Annotated in this window: 18 protein-coding genes and 2 pseudogenes; 9 read left to right on the top strand and 11 right to left on the bottom strand. The window is 56.0% G+C overall.

Annotation, left to right across the window (positions count from 1 at the left end):
* Positions 1–469: 469 nt before the first annotated feature.
* Both HMPREF9695_RS02855 and HMPREF9695_RS02860 read right to left on the bottom strand, forming a co-directional pair.
* Positions 470–1,474: an SDR family oxidoreductase gene (locus tag HMPREF9695_RS02855; protein ID WP_006019270.1), complete on the bottom strand. Its 1,005-nt coding sequence runs from the start codon at positions 1,472–1,474 to the stop codon at positions 470–472.
* Positions 1,475–2,021: 547 nt separating this feature from the next.
* Positions 2,022–2,225 carry a DUF3606 domain-containing protein gene (locus HMPREF9695_RS02860; RefSeq protein ID WP_006019271.1) on the bottom strand — a complete coding sequence of 68 codons (204 nt, stop codon included), beginning with the start codon at positions 2,223–2,225 and terminating at the stop codon, positions 2,022–2,024.
* A gap of 210 nt (positions 2,226–2,435) precedes the next feature.
* On the opposite strand from HMPREF9695_RS02860, the gene HMPREF9695_RS25505 reads away from it, so the two are divergent.
* Positions 2,436–2,600, top strand: a complete 165-nt coding sequence (locus HMPREF9695_RS25505; protein ID WP_006019272.1) for a DUF3309 family protein — start codon at positions 2,436–2,438, stop codon at positions 2,598–2,600.
* Positions 2,601–2,761: 161 nt separating this feature from the next.
* Here HMPREF9695_RS25505 and HMPREF9695_RS02865 read toward each other — a convergent pair whose 3' ends face one another.
* From HMPREF9695_RS02865 to HMPREF9695_RS02890, 6 genes are all read right to left on the bottom strand, one after another.
* Complete coding sequence (locus HMPREF9695_RS02865) at positions 2,762–5,146, bottom strand: PAS domain S-box protein (RefSeq protein ID WP_041711106.1); 2,385 nt, start codon at positions 5,144–5,146, stop codon at positions 2,762–2,764.
* Between the two features lie 205 nt (positions 5,147–5,351).
* Entirely contained in the window at positions 5,352–5,621 is a 270-nt protein-coding gene (locus HMPREF9695_RS02870) for an SOS response-associated peptidase family protein (RefSeq protein WP_006019274.1), read from the bottom strand.
* A 323-nt stretch (positions 5,622–5,944) separates the two neighbouring features.
* Entirely contained in the window at positions 5,945–6,265 is a 321-nt protein-coding gene (locus HMPREF9695_RS26565) for a hypothetical protein (RefSeq protein ID WP_006019275.1), read from the bottom strand.
* 715 nt (positions 6,266–6,980) lie between these two features.
* Positions 6,981–7,178 carry a hypothetical protein gene (locus HMPREF9695_RS02880; protein WP_006019276.1) on the bottom strand — a complete coding sequence of 66 codons (198 nt, stop codon included), beginning with the start codon at positions 7,176–7,178 and terminating at the stop codon, positions 6,981–6,983.
* A complete protein-coding gene (locus HMPREF9695_RS02885; RefSeq protein WP_167540041.1) occupies positions 7,175–7,435 on the bottom strand; it encodes a hypothetical protein in 261 nt (86 codons plus the stop codon). The genes HMPREF9695_RS02880 and HMPREF9695_RS02885 overlap by 4 nt, the downstream gene beginning before the upstream one ends.
* A 20-nt stretch (positions 7,436–7,455) precedes the next feature.
* Positions 7,456–7,776 (bottom strand): hypothetical protein, encoded by a 321-nt coding sequence (locus HMPREF9695_RS02890; RefSeq protein WP_245258699.1) that lies wholly within the window; start codon positions 7,774–7,776, stop codon positions 7,456–7,458.
* 792 nt (positions 7,777–8,568) lie between these two features.
* Between HMPREF9695_RS02890 and HMPREF9695_RS27180 the strand changes: the two genes are divergently transcribed.
* Positions 8,569–8,688 carry a hypothetical protein gene (locus HMPREF9695_RS27180; RefSeq protein WP_430648564.1) on the top strand — a complete coding sequence of 40 codons (120 nt, stop codon included), beginning with the start codon at positions 8,569–8,571 and terminating at the stop codon, positions 8,686–8,688.
* A 13-nt stretch (positions 8,689–8,701) separates the two neighbouring features.
* Positions 8,702–9,157, top strand: a pseudogene (locus HMPREF9695_RS27185) (carbohydrate porin); the annotation flags it as partial.
* Between the two features lie 108 nt (positions 9,158–9,265).
* Here HMPREF9695_RS27185 and HMPREF9695_RS02895 read toward each other — a convergent pair.
* Positions 9,266–9,571 (bottom strand): hypothetical protein, encoded by a 306-nt coding sequence (locus tag HMPREF9695_RS02895; RefSeq protein ID WP_006019279.1) that lies wholly within the window; start codon positions 9,569–9,571, stop codon positions 9,266–9,268.
* 20 nt (positions 9,572–9,591) lie between these two features.
* On the bottom strand, positions 9,592–10,641 hold the full coding sequence (locus HMPREF9695_RS02900) for a DUF1236 domain-containing protein (protein ID WP_006019280.1): 1,050 nt from the start codon (positions 10,639–10,641) through the stop codon (positions 9,592–9,594).
* 206 nt (positions 10,642–10,847) lie between these two features.
* Between HMPREF9695_RS02900 and HMPREF9695_RS02905 the strand changes: the two genes are divergently transcribed.
* From HMPREF9695_RS02905 to HMPREF9695_RS02925, 4 genes are all read left to right on the top strand, one after another.
* Complete coding sequence (locus HMPREF9695_RS02905; protein WP_006019281.1) at positions 10,848–11,072, top strand: hypothetical protein; 225 nt, start codon at positions 10,848–10,850, stop codon at positions 11,070–11,072.
* Between the two features lie 570 nt (positions 11,073–11,642).
* Complete coding sequence (locus HMPREF9695_RS02910; RefSeq protein WP_006019282.1) at positions 11,643–11,861, top strand: hypothetical protein; 219 nt, start codon at positions 11,643–11,645, stop codon at positions 11,859–11,861.
* An 800-nt stretch (positions 11,862–12,661) separates the two neighbouring features.
* The gene (locus tag HMPREF9695_RS02915; RefSeq protein WP_006019284.1) at positions 12,662–12,928 is read left to right on the top strand and encodes a hypothetical protein; all 267 of its coding nucleotides are present in this window, start codon (positions 12,662–12,664) and stop codon (positions 12,926–12,928) included.
* Positions 12,929–14,809: 1,881 nt separating this feature from the next.
* The gene (locus tag HMPREF9695_RS02925; protein WP_006019285.1) at positions 14,810–15,115 is read left to right on the top strand and encodes a hypothetical protein; all 306 of its coding nucleotides are present in this window, start codon (positions 14,810–14,812) and stop codon (positions 15,113–15,115) included.
* 95 nt (positions 15,116–15,210) lie between these two features.
* On the opposite strand, the gene HMPREF9695_RS02930 is transcribed toward HMPREF9695_RS02925, so the two are convergent.
* Entirely contained in the window at positions 15,211–15,600 is a 390-nt protein-coding gene (locus HMPREF9695_RS02930) for a response regulator (protein WP_006019286.1), read from the bottom strand.
* A 1,006-nt stretch (positions 15,601–16,606) separates the two neighbouring features.
* Between HMPREF9695_RS02930 and HMPREF9695_RS25525 the strand changes: the two are divergent.
* Both HMPREF9695_RS25525 and HMPREF9695_RS26235 read left to right on the top strand, forming a co-directional pair.
* Positions 16,607–16,785 (top strand): annotated as a pseudogene (locus HMPREF9695_RS25525) (Ku protein); the annotation flags it as partial.
* Between the two features lie 108 nt (positions 16,786–16,893).
* Positions 16,894–17,034, top strand: a complete 141-nt coding sequence (locus HMPREF9695_RS26235; RefSeq protein ID WP_157223896.1) for a hypothetical protein — start codon at positions 16,894–16,896, stop codon at positions 17,032–17,034.
* Positions 17,035–17,071 lie beyond the last annotated feature (37 nt).

Here is a 17,071-nt window from a genome sequence, read left to right on the forward strand (position 1 = left end):
TTCGATCGGCGCAAACGGGAACTCCAGTGTCGTCGAGAACTTGCCGGCCATGCAGGATACCACCGGTCTTGAGGACGAGATCGACCTTCATCCATGCGACGCGAGGAAAATCTTGCGTTTTCTGACGCCGAACCTGAGCGGCAAACACGAAGCTGACCATCGCTTTGCGTAAGGGCGTCAATAGGAAGACGATGGCAGCCTGGACAGGAGCCGCACGGCGATGCGTCCTCGATCACATTTCGTCTGCAAGAGGTTCCAGATAGCTTTTGTGATAACTGGTCGGATGCTTATTTCCGTCGAGAAGAACGGTCACTTTCCCCCCTTTGCTCACGGAAATCACAGTGCCAAGCTTGTCTTTAAGTTTTGGGCTGCGAGACTTTCCCACTTCTGAAAATCGGAAACGGTCGCCTCGTCGTAATATGTCGTCTCTCCAAATTCGTCTTTCATAAATTGTTCGCCGACTAGTTTATCAGCCTCCGCTATACCCGCCGATAATAGGGAGAATCTCGCCTGTTATGTAGCTGGAGCACGCTGGCGAGGCTAGGAAGACGTAAGCGGGAGCGATCTCTTCTGGCTGGGCAGGTCTCTTCATGGGTGTATCGCTTCCAAACTTTGCTACGTGCTCGGCATTTTTGTCCGCTGGGTTCAGCGGAGTCCAAACGGGGCCGGGCGCTACCGCATTAACTCGGATCCCGCGCGGCAATAAATGAGCGGCAAGCGAACGCGTAAAGGCGTGAATACCACCTTTGGTCATGGAATAGTCGAGCAGGTCCTTGTTGCCAAGTAAGCCTGTTACGGAGCCGGTGTTGATAATGGCGGTACCTTCCTTGAGGTATGGTACCACGGCTTTTGCCATGTGGAAGTAACCGTAAAGGTTGGTCTTGATGGTGCGGTCGAAGTGCCGCTCGGTCAAATCCTCGAAGGCTTTTACGTGCTCCTGAAAGGCTGCGTTGTTGACCAGGATGTCGATTTTACCGAAGGCCTTGATGACTTGCGCAACAGCGTCCCGGCAAAATGCGGAGTTGGCGACGTCGCCTGATATGGTCATGCACTTGCGGCCTTCTTTTTCGACAGCGGCCTTCGTTATTTTGGCATCGGCGTGCTCGTCGAGATAGAGGATGGCGACATCAGCCCCTTCCCGCGCGAACAGTACTGCGACGCTGCGGCCAATCCCGGAGTCACCTCCCGTGATGATAGCTACCTTCCTCTTGAGCTTCTCTGAGCCGATGTAGTAGGGCGCATCGAACATGGGCAGTGGATCGAGATCCGCCTCCGATCCGGGCTTTGTTTGGTGCTGCTTTGGAAGTGGGGGAACCGGGTATCGGCGTGCGCCCGTCTGGGGAGCGCTATCATCAGGCTTTTTGGCTCGCTCTTCCGCGGCGTCGATCCTCGCCTGGATCTCGCGTTCCTCGCCTGCTGTGTGCGAAGCATCAGCAGCGTAAGATTCTGATTTGTTGGTTTTGCCTGCAGTCATCGGTCTTTCTCCATGTATCCAAGGCAAACCCGAGGCTTGAATGGATGTTCCTTCGGGACGCGCCGAAGTACCGAGACTATGGTTCTTGGGATTGGGCAGATTCTGCGCGCACCCGATCAGTCAACGACTATTACGGGATAGCGTGGCCTGGTTAGCTCAAAAAGAGGCTATCCGGCAGCAACCGCCGCATGGCTTCAGCCGTGGCAAGAATATCGCTCATGAGACGACATTACCCCGCCACCGTACATCTGCGAAGGATTAGACCCGGTGAGGGAGGTAGATTCTTTCGGAACGAAGAAGCTATCCGCCGTTATCGAATCTCTGAGAACCCTCGTTGACGGCGCAAAGAAGCCCGGAATGCCGCTAAGTGTCCTGAGCAATATTGCGCGCAAGGCGCCTCTTGGATCGCTTTTAGTCGCATTTCTGCTCAGAGTAGCGATCGGTAGGCGGCGTTAGTTCCTAAAGGGGCTGATCATCCTCAGGAAATGGTTGCGACACAAGGGAGACGATGTCGCCCCCACCAAGATCCTCCTCCGGAGGCGGCTGTTCACAGTTGGTCGCAGATCGCGTCTAGCTCTTTTCGTACTGCGCCTGCCGAATTCCCGACGCGCTCGATAACGTTCCGAAGTTCCTGTTCCGTCACGTGAAGATGTTTCATCCGAAGATGTTTCATCCAAAGACGCAAGTTCTCTTTGTCGTCGATCGCGATTTGAGAGCGGCTTAGCGGGCTCCTGCTGCTGACCCGGTTCATCTGGCTTCCCTCGAAGCACGACGGTCGTGCGAGAAAAACGCTGCTCCGAGATTCCCGTTCCAGCACCGGAACTTCAATTTGCCTTGTAGTATTTCACAAAACAGGAGGCTGACGTGGGTTTTGGTAAAGGCGCATTGCTTTGGCTGATTGGACTTCCGCTCCCGATTATCATTCTTCTTGCCTTGTTCATGAACCGTTAGGAGCGCCGCAATGAGCGTAGGCACAATCATTCTCATCATTCTCATCATCGCCTTGCTCGGCGGATTTAGTGGAATCGGCGGCGGTCCTTTTTATGGCACGGGATATTATGGCGGAGGTGGACTCGGCCTTGTGATCGTCATCCTTTTGATATTGTTGCTCATGGGAAGGATTTGAACGATTACTCCAACAACCGCATCCTCGCGAGCCGTTTGACCGTTATAGCCCATATCGCGCTGGACTACGCTACTAGGCCGGACTGTTCGAGTGTTTCCTTTCTCGCCGGCATAAAAAGAGAACGCACCGATAATTCAGACGTTCCTTGCTGGAGCAGTCAGTTATGCTGGATTGCCGCCCACCGAAAGAGCCTTTCGCAAGGCCCGTGCAAGAGTCTCGACTGAATAGGGCTTCCGAATAAGTTCAACGCCGTTCGTGCTGCGCTCTGCTAACGCTGTCGAGTAGCCGGTGGTAAGCAAGATTGGCAATCCGGGGTATTTATCGCCAATCAAGTGAGCGAGCTCGACGCCATTCATGCCAGGCATCATCACGTCCGAAAATATGAGATCAAACGCGAATTCGTCCTCGTTGACCAACGATAGGGCATCGTTCGCCGATTTAGCCCATTTCACCGCGTAACCTAAATCTCGAAGCAACTCGCTCGTGAATTCCCCGACTTCGTGATTGTCCTCGACCAAGAGGACTCGCTGACCGCGCCCGCTTTGTAGTGCGTCCTGCGCCACCTTTATGCCGCCGGTTTCCGCCGCTGGCGGCTGTGCTCTGGGAAGATAGATCGTAAACGTTGATCCTTCGCCAAGCGTGCTTATGACCCTGATTTCTCCGCCAGACTGCCGCGCAAATCCGATCGCTTGACTAAGTCCGAGACCGGTGCCCTTTCCAATTTCCTTCGTTGTAAAAAAGGGCTCGAAGACCGCATCAAGGTCTTGGGTGGCGATCCCGGAGCCGTGATCATTGACGGAAATCGCCACATATTGCCCGTCCTTTCCCGGAAGGTTGCGTAACGCAGGAATTCCGTTGGATGCAGAGACAGCAATTACTAACTCGCCTTCACCGTCCATCGCGTCGCGCGCGTTTACCGCGAGATTGACCAGCGCGGTCTCGAATTGCACAACGTCGGCGACCGCGAACATATCCTCATGCCCCAAATCCAGGCCGATCCGGATACGACTGCCTACAAGAGGGCGGATGAGATTAGTGACGCTTTCTATTTGGTTGGCGACATTGAATATCTGAGGCGCCAACGGTTGTCGTCGAGCAAACGCCAGAAGCTGCGATGTCAGTTTGGATGCCCGCTCGACCGTATCGGCGATGGCATTGATATAACGATTGCGCCGTTCGATTGGCAAATCTCGCCGACGGAGAAAATCCACCGCTGAGCGAATTATAGTTAGAAGGTTATTGAAATCGTGCGCGACACCACCTGTAAGCTGCCCGACAGCTTCCATTTTCTGAGCGTGGCGCAACGCGTCTTCGTTCTGCCGTCTCTCTGTTATGTCGACAGCTTCGGATAAAACGCCGTTAATGTCCCCATTTTCATCTCGCACCGGCCGCATTGCGAAATCGAAATGACGGGTTCCGGCAGGTAGGTTCAGAGCGAGTTCAAATTTCTCCGTCTGGCCGGTTAGCGCTCTCCCAAAGGCAGCACGGATGCTTTCGGCAATCGCCGGATAACCACCAAACCAAGGCCCATCCCAGTAGAATGTGCCGATCAAATCATCCATTTTGGCTTTAACGCCTGCCAACGCGATGGCGTTGACGTAAATAAGCCGTCCCTCGAGGTCGAGCAACACTTGATACTGATTACTTGTCTCTAGCATTGCTCGGAGTTGAGCCTCGCTCGACCGAAGCTGATCTGTTCTCTCCCTTATCTTGCGTTCAAGCGTCTCATTAAGGCCCCGAAGGTCGATCTCGGCTTGCTTTGCAGCGGTGATGTCGTGGGCGACACCGATAAAGCCGATGTGTTGTCCAGCAGGATCCCACCGAGGCTGCGATTCGGACCGCATCCAGCGCCATTCGCCATCCGCGCGCCGGTAACGTCCCTCCAAGATAAAAGGTTGAAGTGACGCTTCACCGCTTAGGCTCTCCCGAATGATGCGCGATACGTCATCGGGATGTATAATCTGTCGCCAGTCAAATTTTAACGCTTCCTCATAGGGAAGCCCTAAAAATTCCAAGTATGCCCGGTTTGCGAACGCGCGTGTCCGATCCATCTGGGTGACCCACATCGGAACGGGTGCGCTATCAGCAATCAGTCGAAATCGCTCCTCGCTCTCGCGGAGCATTCCCTTGGCCAAGACGCGTTCGGTAATATCGATGTGGGCGCCGATTAATCGAATTGGTCGTCCATCGTCTTGGCGATCAATCCGCGCCTCCGCGGCAATCCATCTCAGCGCCCCATCGTTAGGGCGGATAATTCGATACTCAGCGGAGTACCGTAGGGCGGTACCCCGGACACACTCCAGGAAATGCTGTTCAGTCCGCACTCGGTCTTCGGGATGGATTCTCCGAACCCAATCCTCATGAGTTTCGTTTGCCGCTTCGGGCGGCAGCCCATGAATCGCCAAATACTCAGGTGAACGGAAATTCTGAAATCCCTCTCGCAGGTCTACAACTACGCCGCCCACGCGAGCTATCCGTTGAACCTCTGCAAGCTGGCGTTCACGGTCCCGAAACGCCTGTTCCGCGGACGAGATTGGTTGGTCCAAGATTGCGTTCCCTAAGCCCTAACGAAGCCTTTTGTTAACCAGGCGATTTCCCGTCGGGAGAAGATTCATTAGGAGGGAACTTGGTTCCAGCAGAGGACTAAAATCTTTCAACTCGCGGACCTCATTGCGCACGCTGCCTATCACGGCCCGGGCCGTGGCTTTTAGCGGTGACCGCGAGATCAATTGCACTCCCGCCTGGTGGGGGTCAGAGTGGACCGATCGGCAGGACTAGTTCAGGCCCCTTATTCCTGACATTTCCCACCTTCTTATCGACCGGGAATATCTCGAGCCATTCGTCGGGGCAGGGCTTTAGCAACGCCAGCAGTTCGTCGTTACTCGCAGGCTCCGCCCAGCCGCTTTGGCCAATCGCTTTCGCACAGATGCAGGCCATGCGATTGTGGATCTCGGCCATGGCGTTATTCGGCCCGCAGATGAGGATCGTGCAACCTCTTACCGATCGGACAACGGTCACCATGCGCTCGGTCGGTGCGAGATTTTGATCGTACTCGAGTTCGGCGCCGGAGAACTTCAGCGTAATTTGATTTCGGACCCGTCGTCAGCGAAGCGAGCGCGGCCGCACATCAGCATTCTTCCGAGATAGCTTTGCGAAGGCGGGTCATTGGCTGACATGGGGGGACGGAGTGCGACACATGACCAACCGCCGCGGCTTCGTCGTCGTTGCGGGCTAGACGGTGGCATTGCTGGCCGTTTGTATCTGAACCCTAGCAGGGGAGACCGCTTCCTCTCGGCTGCGGTTGCGTGTCCGAAAAACGCGTGACCCCTTAAACTCCGGCCGCGTCAACCCTCGGGGTAGCGCGGCTTTTGGTTGTTGGACCTCTCGGGAGCGCTGGTGTTCGGCTCTAGATCTTGGCCGTCAGGTTGAGGCGACGGCTTTGGGCCGTCCTTTTGGCCGTCCTTTTGGCCGCCCTGCTTTCCGCCCTGATCTTGCGCGCCCGGCAGATCGTTCTCGTCTGCGCGACGCGCCTCGGGCTTTTCCCTGATGACTCGTTGCTGCTGGTCTGGCGGCGTTTTGTTGTCAGCCTGCGCCCGTTTCTTGTCGGCCGGCTGTTCTTCGCCTCTGTCTGTCCGAACAATACCTTGGCCCTTGTTATCTTGCATCGGTGACTTCCTTGTAAGGTGTGGGGCTCAATGTATGGAAGCGAGGACCGTTCCCACCGCGAGTACGAGAAGCTCAGGAATCGTGGGTTGGTCTGGGGAATGCGAGGGGCGGTAGCACATTTCAGCCCGGAATTGATCGCGAGCAATCGGCTTGAAACCATGAACCCCGGCGCTAGGGGCGTGGGAAGCGCAGGGCATGGACCCCGCGGCAGGATGACGTAGGAGCGACGGGGGCCTTTCCGGAGGGTACATCCGCCCTTGGCATCCGAAACGTCGCTCGTCCACTCCAGTTCCGAACCGAAATTAGTAATCAGCCCGGCCGGCGCAGGGCATTTCCGGTTGCGTCTACTCCGGCCGGGCTTAGCCGCCGGAGTTCCGGCGACATAGGGCCAACCGGGAGGGTTCTTCCTCTGTTCCAGCCCTGTTCATCACCCGAAAGGATTACTCGATGCCAAGACGACTACAGCTCTTGGGAAAAATACCGGGATCTATTGGCTAGCGTGTTGACTGGATGCAGGAACCTACACAGGTACAACGGCCGCCAACTGAGGCGGTCCTACATTTTAAAGATGTAGGACGCGTAGGCTGCGGCGAATGTCAGGAAGCCGGTAGCTATGACTGCCAGCAAAATCCATTCTATTGCCGACTTGCGATGCGGTTCAAACCCATTGCTGAGCTTTGTCATCCGCGCAGTTTCAGTGAGATCCTGCAAAATTCAAGTAGGCCCCCCTCCAATCAACTGGGCTGTCCGATCGGGATTGATTTCGCCGTCGAGCCAGTCCTGCTCGTTCGCAAGCGCGAGCCAGGCTTCCGCCATCCGCCGATAGCGCTTCGCTTCGGTTTCCTTGGTCGCGGCCTGTGCGAGCTGCGCACAGTTCTCGGCATTTTCCCTGAACCTTTGAAAGTTGTTCATGCGCGGGATCTCCACTTCATCGATGGCCGGTCGGGTTTACTGCCGCCGAGGGTTTTCGGTGGACCGTTCACAATGTGCGCGACGGCGACCTGGGCGACGAACTCGCAGACCTGCTTGTCGGCCGCGAGCATCAAGGCTTTCACGCCCGCCACGACGTGCGGCTTCTCTTGCTCGGCCTTGGAAAGGGTCAGGACGTAAGCCCGGGCGTCGGACAAGGTTTTAATCGGCTTGCCCTTCCGCGGCGTGATCGGACGCATGAGGCGCGTGTCCCACGACATCAGACCAGCCTCAGCGAAAACTGGCGGGCATCGCTTGTATAGGAATCGACGAAGTCCTGCAGATAGGAGGGGACGGGCTGGCCGATAATGTCGTGGCGACGCTGGATCTCTCGCGCGATGTCTTCGGAGACGTCAGCAGACCATCGTTCGGCGGTGTTGAAACTCACCACGCGGATTGGGTCGCTGTACTGGCCGGTGATCAGGTTCTGGATTGTGGTCTCGAGATCGGCCTTCTCGACGTCCGTCTCGCGATAGGCCCGGCCGATCCGGCCAAAATCGTCCTGGACTATATAGACCGTGACATCTCCGGAATCCGGCACAAGGGATGGTGTCCACCCTGAACGCATGACGCGACCCTCAACGCAACAGAACAACTTGATTCAAGCGCCGGATTTTATCCCGGTTCCGCCAGCTGAAGATCAAAAAAAGCCCTGCAACGAGCGAGCCGTATGCAGGGCTAATGGAGGGATGATTGCGCCGTCTTTAAGCGGATGTAACCGGCAAGCGCCCCGATCGTTCCATCGAGACAAACAAGTTCCGATGCGGGATCGATACAGTGTCGAGCCGACAATGAAATAGCGTGAGCGGGGTCTCGCACTGCTTAACTGGCTCAATTGCTGGTGCAACTGGGTCGCGGTCTCTTTCTGTTTTTCCGGATGACCGGCCGCGGCTTCGGTATTAACATTGGGGCAATCCAAGGGCCTTGGAACGGCTTTGCAGTGTTGAGTAGCGCGTATGCCCCGTCACCCTCAGAAGCCGCCATTTGAAATTAAATGGAAGCAACTCGCGGAAGAAGCCCGAGCAGAAGCCGACAGGTTACCTCACGGCCGAGCGCGCGATGCGCTGTTAAAGAAGGCGCGCCAGCTTGAAACAGCGTGCCGTATGACCGAGTGGGTATCTTCGCCGGGATTGCGGCCCCCTGTCGATATGACGAAATTAAAGCCGTAACCGCGGGCTGAACTTTCTCCTGAAAGCGGATTTGTCCCCTTGAGTAGGAGGAGAAATGCCTCGGTATTTTTTTAATATCTTCCACAATCACACTCATATCGACACCGTGGGCGAGGAGTGGATAAGCGGCTTGGACGGAGGCGACGCGTGCCACGGGCGACATCATCAGAGACCTCAACGGCGAATTGAGGCCTGGCCAAGACTGGCGCATGGAAGTGACGGGCGAGTTCCAAAATCCAGATGTGAGGGCAGTCAGCGGTTCGACGGCAAGGGCGCTTCGCTAGTCCAAATACCACCGGCGTTCCGGCAATTTTTTCCGGTGACTACGGCCTTTATGCAGTATTCGAACAGAAGCTGTTTCGAGTGAGGGGTGACGACGATGGCGGTATAGGCGTCTTTGGAGATACTTTCCGCCAAACCTCGTCGACTTCTATGCTGACGGAGGCGTGGAGCTTATCGGGCTGCAAGACGCCAGGCCTCACGATAAATTCGGTGTGGCACTCGCATAAGCGCACGGGTCGCCCCATGCTCGGGCTCTCGACGCGATTTAAGCGCTGTACGGGGCGGGCGTTGGTGGTGCGGTCGTCAGAAGCCCTTATTACCGCAGCTTACCAGTATGAGGTCAGCAATGGCCTAACAGTGCAGCCGAAGGTGCAGTACATTCGACATCCGGACGGAGGTGCGACAAATCCACAAATGGCCCGGTGTACCGCTGAAAGATTCATTGGGATGCGAACCCTTGTGAAGTTCTGAACCATCTCTCAGAAAACGAATAGCGCCGCGGTGCCTTCGGACTGCTGACAGCGGAAATGTCATCCAAGAAATTGATGGAAAGGGCCGCTCCCACAGCGGCCCCTTCTCTCACCAAGTGCCAAAGCTGAAACCGACGCTCGGGCCACCGCCGTAATAGCCGCGATCATAATAACCCGGCCCCCGGTAATAGCCGTAGCTGCGGCGCACTGCGTACCCGTCATCACCGCCATAATAGCGCTGAACGTAGCGGGGGCCGCGGGTCCGGTAGCAACGTCCGTACTCGTTACAGACCAAGCGAACCTGGTCGATGGCGGGGGCCTCCCAATATCCGACGGCGGCCGGACTGAGCGGTGCCGCGACTGCTGCCGATCCCAGCAGCGCTGCGGCTACGGCGCCAAGTGCGATTGTCTTCATGTCTTCCTCCTTGATGTGAACTAGTCGATCTCTTCAATAACGCGACGCTCATGGGGTTCGACGACGTAGGTGCGGCTGTCCCGGTGGATGTACCGGTACTCGCGAAGCGTTGGCGCGTCCCGATAGACTTCCTCAGGGAATGCCTCGATCTCCACGTCCGCCGGCACGCGTTCGCCGGTGCGGATTACGGTCCGGACCGAGCTGCCGGTGGTCACCCGCTTCTCGCGTTCGACAGGACGGGCCTTGGCGTGCCGCCGAATGACTTCCCGATCGCGGTCGGTAAACGTAGTCTTGCGCTGCTCCGTGCGCACCGGCGCAGCAGCCGTCGAGCGGCCCGAGTATGGCAAGACCGTCACAATCTTGTATGTAGACGGTTCGATGATCACGATCTCGTCCTTCACCAGCACGAAGTTATATCCGCGGTACTGGGGCACGATCTCGACCACGTCGGCCGGCAGCGGCTGCAGGCGGACGTCGCGCGGGACTACCGTACCCACCGACAGGGAGAAGTTCACGTTGGTCAGCGGTTGCACATTCAGGTGCGAAATCGAGGCACTGATTCGGGTCCGCTGCTGGTCGTTGATGTTCACCGCCGCGTTCACGCTGGTGTTCGACGAACGATCTGCGGTGCTCTGCTGATTGTTCGGTTGCTGGGCCGTGTTAGTGGAATTGTTACCCGACGGTGACTGTGCCTGATTCGTGTTGGAGGATGCGGGGTTGGTGCTCGGCGTCTGGTTGTTCGTGTTCGAATTGGTCTGAGCCTGGTTGGCCGAATTGTTCGATGCCGGCGCTTGGGTGGTGCTGGTGCCCGTACCGGAATTTGACGACTGTCCTGCAGCTGTCTGCCCCGTCGACGACGGCGTCTGGGCAGAATTCGTGGACGGCCTAGTCTGCGCGGATTCGGTCGAGTCGTTCGCCGGTGTCGACGTAGAAGTCGACGGCACCGCGGAATCCTGCTGACGCTGGGTAGAAGTCGGACTAGAGCTCGACGAATTCGGGGAAGATTGCGCCAAAGCCGAAGTCGCGATTGCAACGGCAGCCGCCGTAGCCAAAAATAAATGCTTATTCATCGCTGAAACCTCCTAGGTGCGAACGCCTATCAACCCGCACCGCCGGTCCCTGTTCCCGGGAAAATGTGGCAACTCGGGCTCGATTTTTTGCCGGAAGCTTAGGATTGCTGCTGCACCGAAATAACAGGATGGTTTGAAGCGGGAAAAACTGGAACTTAGGCGGCATGTTCTCGTTTGACGGGAGGACTAACCCTTAGGAGGACATTATGAAGAAGTTGATCGTGTGCAGCGCGTTGGCCGCTTTCGCCCTCGGCACCCAGGGCGCCAGCGCGGCTGAGTTCTACATCGTCCGCGACGCAACCACCAAGAAGTGCACGGTGGTTGACACCAAGCCTACCACCACGACGACCGTCGTCGGCAACGGCGTCTACAAGACCAAAACCGAAGCTGACTCCGCCGTGAAGACCATTAAGGTCTGCACCGAGCAGTAATTGTTCGGCGCTGAATAATTTTAATCAACCACGGGAGGCGCAAATGCCTGTCTTAATTCTCTGGGCCGTTCCTGCCGTTCTGTTCGTTGGTGGTGTCGGCTATTTCCTAATTCACATGCACTAGTTAGAAGCATCCTCCAACGGCCCGTTCGGCATTCCGCTGACGGGCCGTTTTTTTTGCGCGCATCACTGCGTCAGCGCCGCCGATCGCATGTTCGGGAGCTTCTTCATGCGATGTGTCGGTTGCGTGTTGTTGCTTGCCACTGGCTTTGTTGGCCCGGTTACGTTCCCGGAACTCCGAAGCTCTCGGTCCTACCTGCCCGTGGCGTTCCTTTGAAGCGACTCATCTCATCACCGGAACCAGCACCGACGCGACCCGTTTGGTGTTCATGCGATATTCGTTAGGAAGAAAGACAAAGGCTGGATGGTCTGGGACACACTGACCGGCACTTCTGCCCAGCTGCACGGCATCGCTATGGACGAACTTTCTGAGTCCCTGGCCGAACGTTTCGCTGAACGTCTGAACGAAAAAATCTCACGAACGGGCATGGGCGAGAGGACTAAGCGCACATGATCGGCGTCACGAGCGCTCACATGGAAGGGCTCATTCGGCTAGAAATGAAGCCTTTCGAGATTTGCCTTGATCTGACAGACATCAGCATCGAAGGCAGAGGTAAGGACTGGCGCGCTTGCATTGATCGGGAAGTCGCGCGAGATCACCCGGATTGCCTGGCCGCGCTTACGCGGGCGGTCTTGACGCTGAAAAGCAAGTTCTACTTGGACGAGTGATACCGATGCAAACATCGTCCGGAGCATCGAAGGCTGCAAAACACGCTCTGATCGCCGATTCAACGAGTTAGTCGCAAAATCCGTCGCGTCTCAGAAGGGACTTGTTAATCGCAACTCCCGCCTTCGCGCCTTCTCCAATGGCGATACTGACAAGTAAAACGTCACGGGACATACCTACGTCTACTCCGGCCGGGCTTAGCCAGTCGGTAGTCGGGCACGGTCAGCCTTCCGATTTGTTGCAGCCAGCGCTAGGAACCTTCCCGCGCCTCGTTCGTTCGCCCAAGAAATCCATGCAACGGAGGAAATAGAATGTGGAATAAGAACGGTTCTCATAACGAGCCGTACGTTTTGGACCAGAAGAACGATCCGTCCCCAACAAAAGGCACCGACAAGCCGTGGGAGCGTCCGGGACAGAAATCACAAAACCCTGGCGAGCCAGACGCGCCCAAGCCGGACCTAGACCGGTGGAATAAGAGTATCCAAGGCAAATAGAGAAGGGGCTCGTCGCAAGGAAGCGTTGAGCAACGGCTACCCGCATAGTGCAGCCTGCCATGCCATCACAGCCTTCCCCGATCACGGATATGGCGAACACACGTTTGATATCGAGAAGTCATCCAACCCCAGATTTAAGCGAGGTGCCTTCGAGGCAAGGTCAGGCGTCCGCGGCGTGCCAATAACAGAAACGCCCGCTTAGGAGTTTCCCGGCTTCTTTCGAGGATTTCGACGATCCGATCACTTCCAAGCATTCGACCACAAGTCGAACGTAACCAAAATTGTAACTGAGTGGATGGGAGATATTTTTGAGCACCTTCATTTTCATGCTGACTCCGGAAACAGCAACTGCGATCGGCGAGCGCATGCTAACGGAACTGTCTAGCAGGTTTCCGGAGCACGAGTTCGAATTTGCCGAGTCCGAAATGGATGATTTGGAAAACGCGATCTCGCCGATCCTAGACGACGAAGACCGTCCCGGTTGCTACACATGTCCGGAAGATTCCGAAGTTGAACGTGTTCAGGAAGCCTTTGGCCGCTTACTAGCGGACTCGATCGAGTGGAAAGCGTCGTAAAACGGGTGTCGCAAAGGCTTTAGACCTCGGCATGAGCCTCTCAGGCCCTGCTCGGGTAAGGCGGGTAACCGCATTGAACTGAAGCGCTTGCCCTGGCCAAACACAAAAACGCTGAACTCATCATCGCTCGGCTCGACCGTTTCTCGCGTCGCGTTAGCTTCATCGCCCAGATCATGGAGCAAGGGACGAGGGCACATTGTTATCCGGCCCAACGACTGTACTAGTACGCATCCGGCTGGGCGGTTTCGAAACACGGGCACCTTAAAGGCACGCTGAATGATGTCTCTGATCGCCGAGGTGACACCGTCGATTCGCCACAGTAAATGGAAGCCATTCCGCCTACGATTGCCACTCTAGCGATGGTTTCTCTCGACCCCCGACCGGTCAGGGCGCGCTCAATTCACTTACGCACAGCTCGCCGCCGGTTGTCTTTTGCCGCTGTTCGGCTTTGTCACAACAGGTTTAGCCGGGTGGCTAGCAAAGCGCGGTAGGTAGTTTTTCTTCGTGCGTGCAGCGAACATTTCACGATGCGGCTTCCAGCTTTGTCCGAACGGAAAGAGCTAGAGATGATAATACGTAGGCTGCTGATTGTTATTCTTGTTTTCATATGCACAGCTAGTCTTGCGGCGGAAGTAACGGGCATCCCTCGTATCGTTGACGGCGATACCGTGCAGGTTGCGAATACTCGGATCCGGCTTCAAGGCCTGGATGCGCCTGAGACCGACAAGTGTGCCTGAATCAACAGGGTGAACGTTGGAGCTGCGAAGGATTCGCGCGAGATGAACTGACCCGACACGTAGGGGCCGGCAACCTGATCGCGGCTAGGAGGGGCAACGGAGTTGGTGCGAGCGGGGGATCCAAAATTTCGGATCCAAAACGTTAAATACCGTTTGCCGCACAGGCAGCTTGCCGTGCTGATGCGATGGGAAAATGCTCTGCGCACGGATTCCGGAATAAGTGAAAAATGCCTCTGACACCGTCGGCATGTCAACAAGCGGTCAATCGAGGTGTTTCTCCGACGAACCCATGAGATTGGCTCATGCCCGGACAACTAGTTGTCGCCTACTTGCGGTCTCCGCAGCCAACCGGGTAAATCCCTTTGAGTGATGAACGAGAAGAACGTAATGCCCCCCGGGCCGACACAAAGGCTAGCCTGCTCTGAGCGTACATTCTACCCAAGAGCCGCGGATGCCGAATTCTCGAAAAGGGTTTTGTTCGATCGAACACGCTTGTAATCCTGCGAAGTACTGAGCGTCAGCAGGGCTTCGCAAGTGAAATCTCAAGTGTGATGCTGGCAATTGACTTCGCGCGAGCCATATAACGCCAGAGAAAATCTGCACTAAGACATTGGCGTATTCCTCTAAGCCCGCAACTCCGAAGTCAAATTTAGGTGACACCGTAACGAAGCGAGCGCGCAGCATCGGACTCGTATATTTCTTCACGAGCAATCGGCTGACCTGGCAAAAGGCCAGGAATGAATCTTCCTGCCTAAGGCCGAAAAGGCCGCTTTCTCTTGCATCTTTGAAAGCCAGCGGATCTAGGGCGGAAAATGTGCCTACGGCGAACGTTGAAAAATCCTCTCGCAGAGAGGCACTCTCGGTCTCCCATTGGGATTTTAGCTTCGACCATGACCGATCGATTTCTGTGATTGGGACCAGTTGCATGAGACACCTTCAAACCAGCACCCCATGTAGCCATATTTTAGTTACTGGATGGCAAAGCTCAGTTTGTATGGCTCTAAACTTCCCGATTTTGAACCCAGACCAACTCGAATCTGCCGGCATTGGATCGGCTGATCCTGGGCGAAAGAGGGACCACCCGCGCGGTTAGCGTTTACTACAACGGGAACTGCGAACACGCCAGTTCGTTGAATTGTCGATCATGCATCTCGTCGAATTGCTCTTACCTCTTCAGGACAACCGCGGGACGCCCTTTCCGAGAGGCCTCTTTAGGGCTGTTCAGGAACACCTGACCGACGCCTTTGGGGGCGCGACTGCCTTTATCCGCGCTCCGGCCGAAGGGACAGCGCGGGCGGAGGAGGAGCTCGAGAGAGACGAGATCGTGGTATTCGAGGTAATGGCGAAAGAATTGGATCGTGATTGGTGGCGCGAATATCGCGCGCAGCTTGAAAGCACGTTCAAGCAGCGGAAAATCGTTATCCGGACCCACCAAGTGGAGTTGCTCTGAGCTAGGTGCTCACCGGGATCAAGAACGCGCGGACGCCTCGTAAGCTCGCGTATTTGAGCGGGTGGAGCGCGGAAATATGATTTCCTCTTATGAGCTTACGGCGCCGGGGTCTGACCGGTATTTATCAATTGCGAAACAGCTGTGATGAGCTGCGCTGTGGCGAAGGGCTTCGTAAGCACTATGCTATTTGGCACGCCCCTAGAAGCCCAATCGGCGCCCCCGTGGCCGGTTATGTAGACTACTGGAATATCTGCGTTGATCTCGCGAGCTCGACGCGCGACATCCCAACCATCGACCTTTCGGCCAAGATTTACGTCAGTGATCAGAGCCCGATATTTCGGCTCATCCGCGTCAAACAGTTTGATCGCTTCTTCGCCGGTCGAAACAACTTTTCCATCGTATCCACCGTCTTTCAGGGCTTCTTCCAACAACGCCTGAAGTAGCATCTCGTCTTCGACGACAAGGATGAATATTTCACCGGTCACGATGCAGCCTTTCGGCTGCAGCGCAGCCCGTCACCAGCAGAAGAGCCGATGGACATTTTCATACCTTATATGCAGATGGGGTCCGCTCGTTCTCGAGCACTTGGCTAGATCGCGTATGGGCTTTCGAAAACTAAATTTACTCATCGATCAACGAACAAAAAACGCGCCGTGGACCTGGTTTTATAGATAAATCGTCAGCGTCAACGCGGTCGCAAGTCTAAGGAACCAATTTTTGTCGCACTTAAACGAGTTGTTTAATTGCGTTGACGTTGAGCGGTCAGAACGGACTCCATCCGCTTGTGCCGAGTTCCGGCGTCACGGTCTATATTGTCTCTAGTCGACTTGGCGCGATTCGCGGTGAAGCGGTAATGGCTGCACCATTCTCACCTGCGCCCTGAACCATTGCCGATATCCACCACGGAATGCCCCTGATCCTGGGCGAGCACGATTAGGCGAGCGGCTATCGCTGCGCGGTCACGGTATCCATGCCGATTGCGATAGTGGCGTGCCGGTGGCCTTATCTGCGCTCAGGGGGCTGACCGCTTTCAGCAAGTTTTTCACCTGAGGGGACTTGATTGGGTCTGGCCGGTCACAGTGGAGACATTGGTACGTCCGTTGTCCTTTACCACCCGGCGGCAGCATCAACTTCACGGGCCGCCCGCACTTCGGACAAACGCGCTCGTTTATAGGCATCGAGGTCACCCTGCCAAGGATCGCTCCATCCTAGTTCCTGCGCTGAATGAGAATCCAGTCCAATTTGTGGATTAGGCCGCGCCAAAAAAAGCCCGCGCCGGGAAGCGGAGGCAAACCAGCGCGGGGAGATGGGGGATATTCGTCCTACAGAACAATTTTAAAACCCCGGATTGGCAAAGACGTTCCAGCTCAAATTTCGAACTAAGGGTCAAGACAGAGCCAGGCAGAAGAGAGAACCGACCAAGCAGGAACTTGGCGGCGCGGAAGGACTTGAGTCCCAATTCTGTTCAGTTGAGTAACCGGAGTATTGCGTATGGCTCCCCGCGCCAATTGGAGTGGTTCCTTCGTCTGTCCTTGGTGACCTGTCCCGTCGCCTTGTATCCCGCCACTTCCGACGCGGAAAAGGTCAGCTTCAACCAGATCAATCAGAACACGGGGCACCGCATCAAGTACAAAAAAGTGGATGCCGAAACCGGCGATGGAGCTCGGAGCGGGTTCGAAATTTGATTGCTCGCTATTTCTATTTCCATAACGGGTTTTGCAGCTGAAGTGGGTGGCATCGCCCGAATTTGAGGTTTGTTGAGTTGTGGAACTCACTCTGTGGCGGAAAACACAACTGACGGGGCTTCGCGTAATGAGTGGTGGAATTCTGCCGGCGAGCCTGCGGTCGGCATCATCGCCGCCGACGGCAAGGTCAGCGTCGATCCCACTGCGCGCACCCGATGCGCCCGCCGCTCGTAGAGGGTCTTGTGAAAAGCCAAATCAGACTTACACGCAA

This window comes from Afipia broomeae ATCC 49717 (assembly GCF_000314675.2).
Lineage (GTDB): Bacteria > Pseudomonadota > Alphaproteobacteria > Rhizobiales > Xanthobacteraceae > Afipia > Afipia broomeae.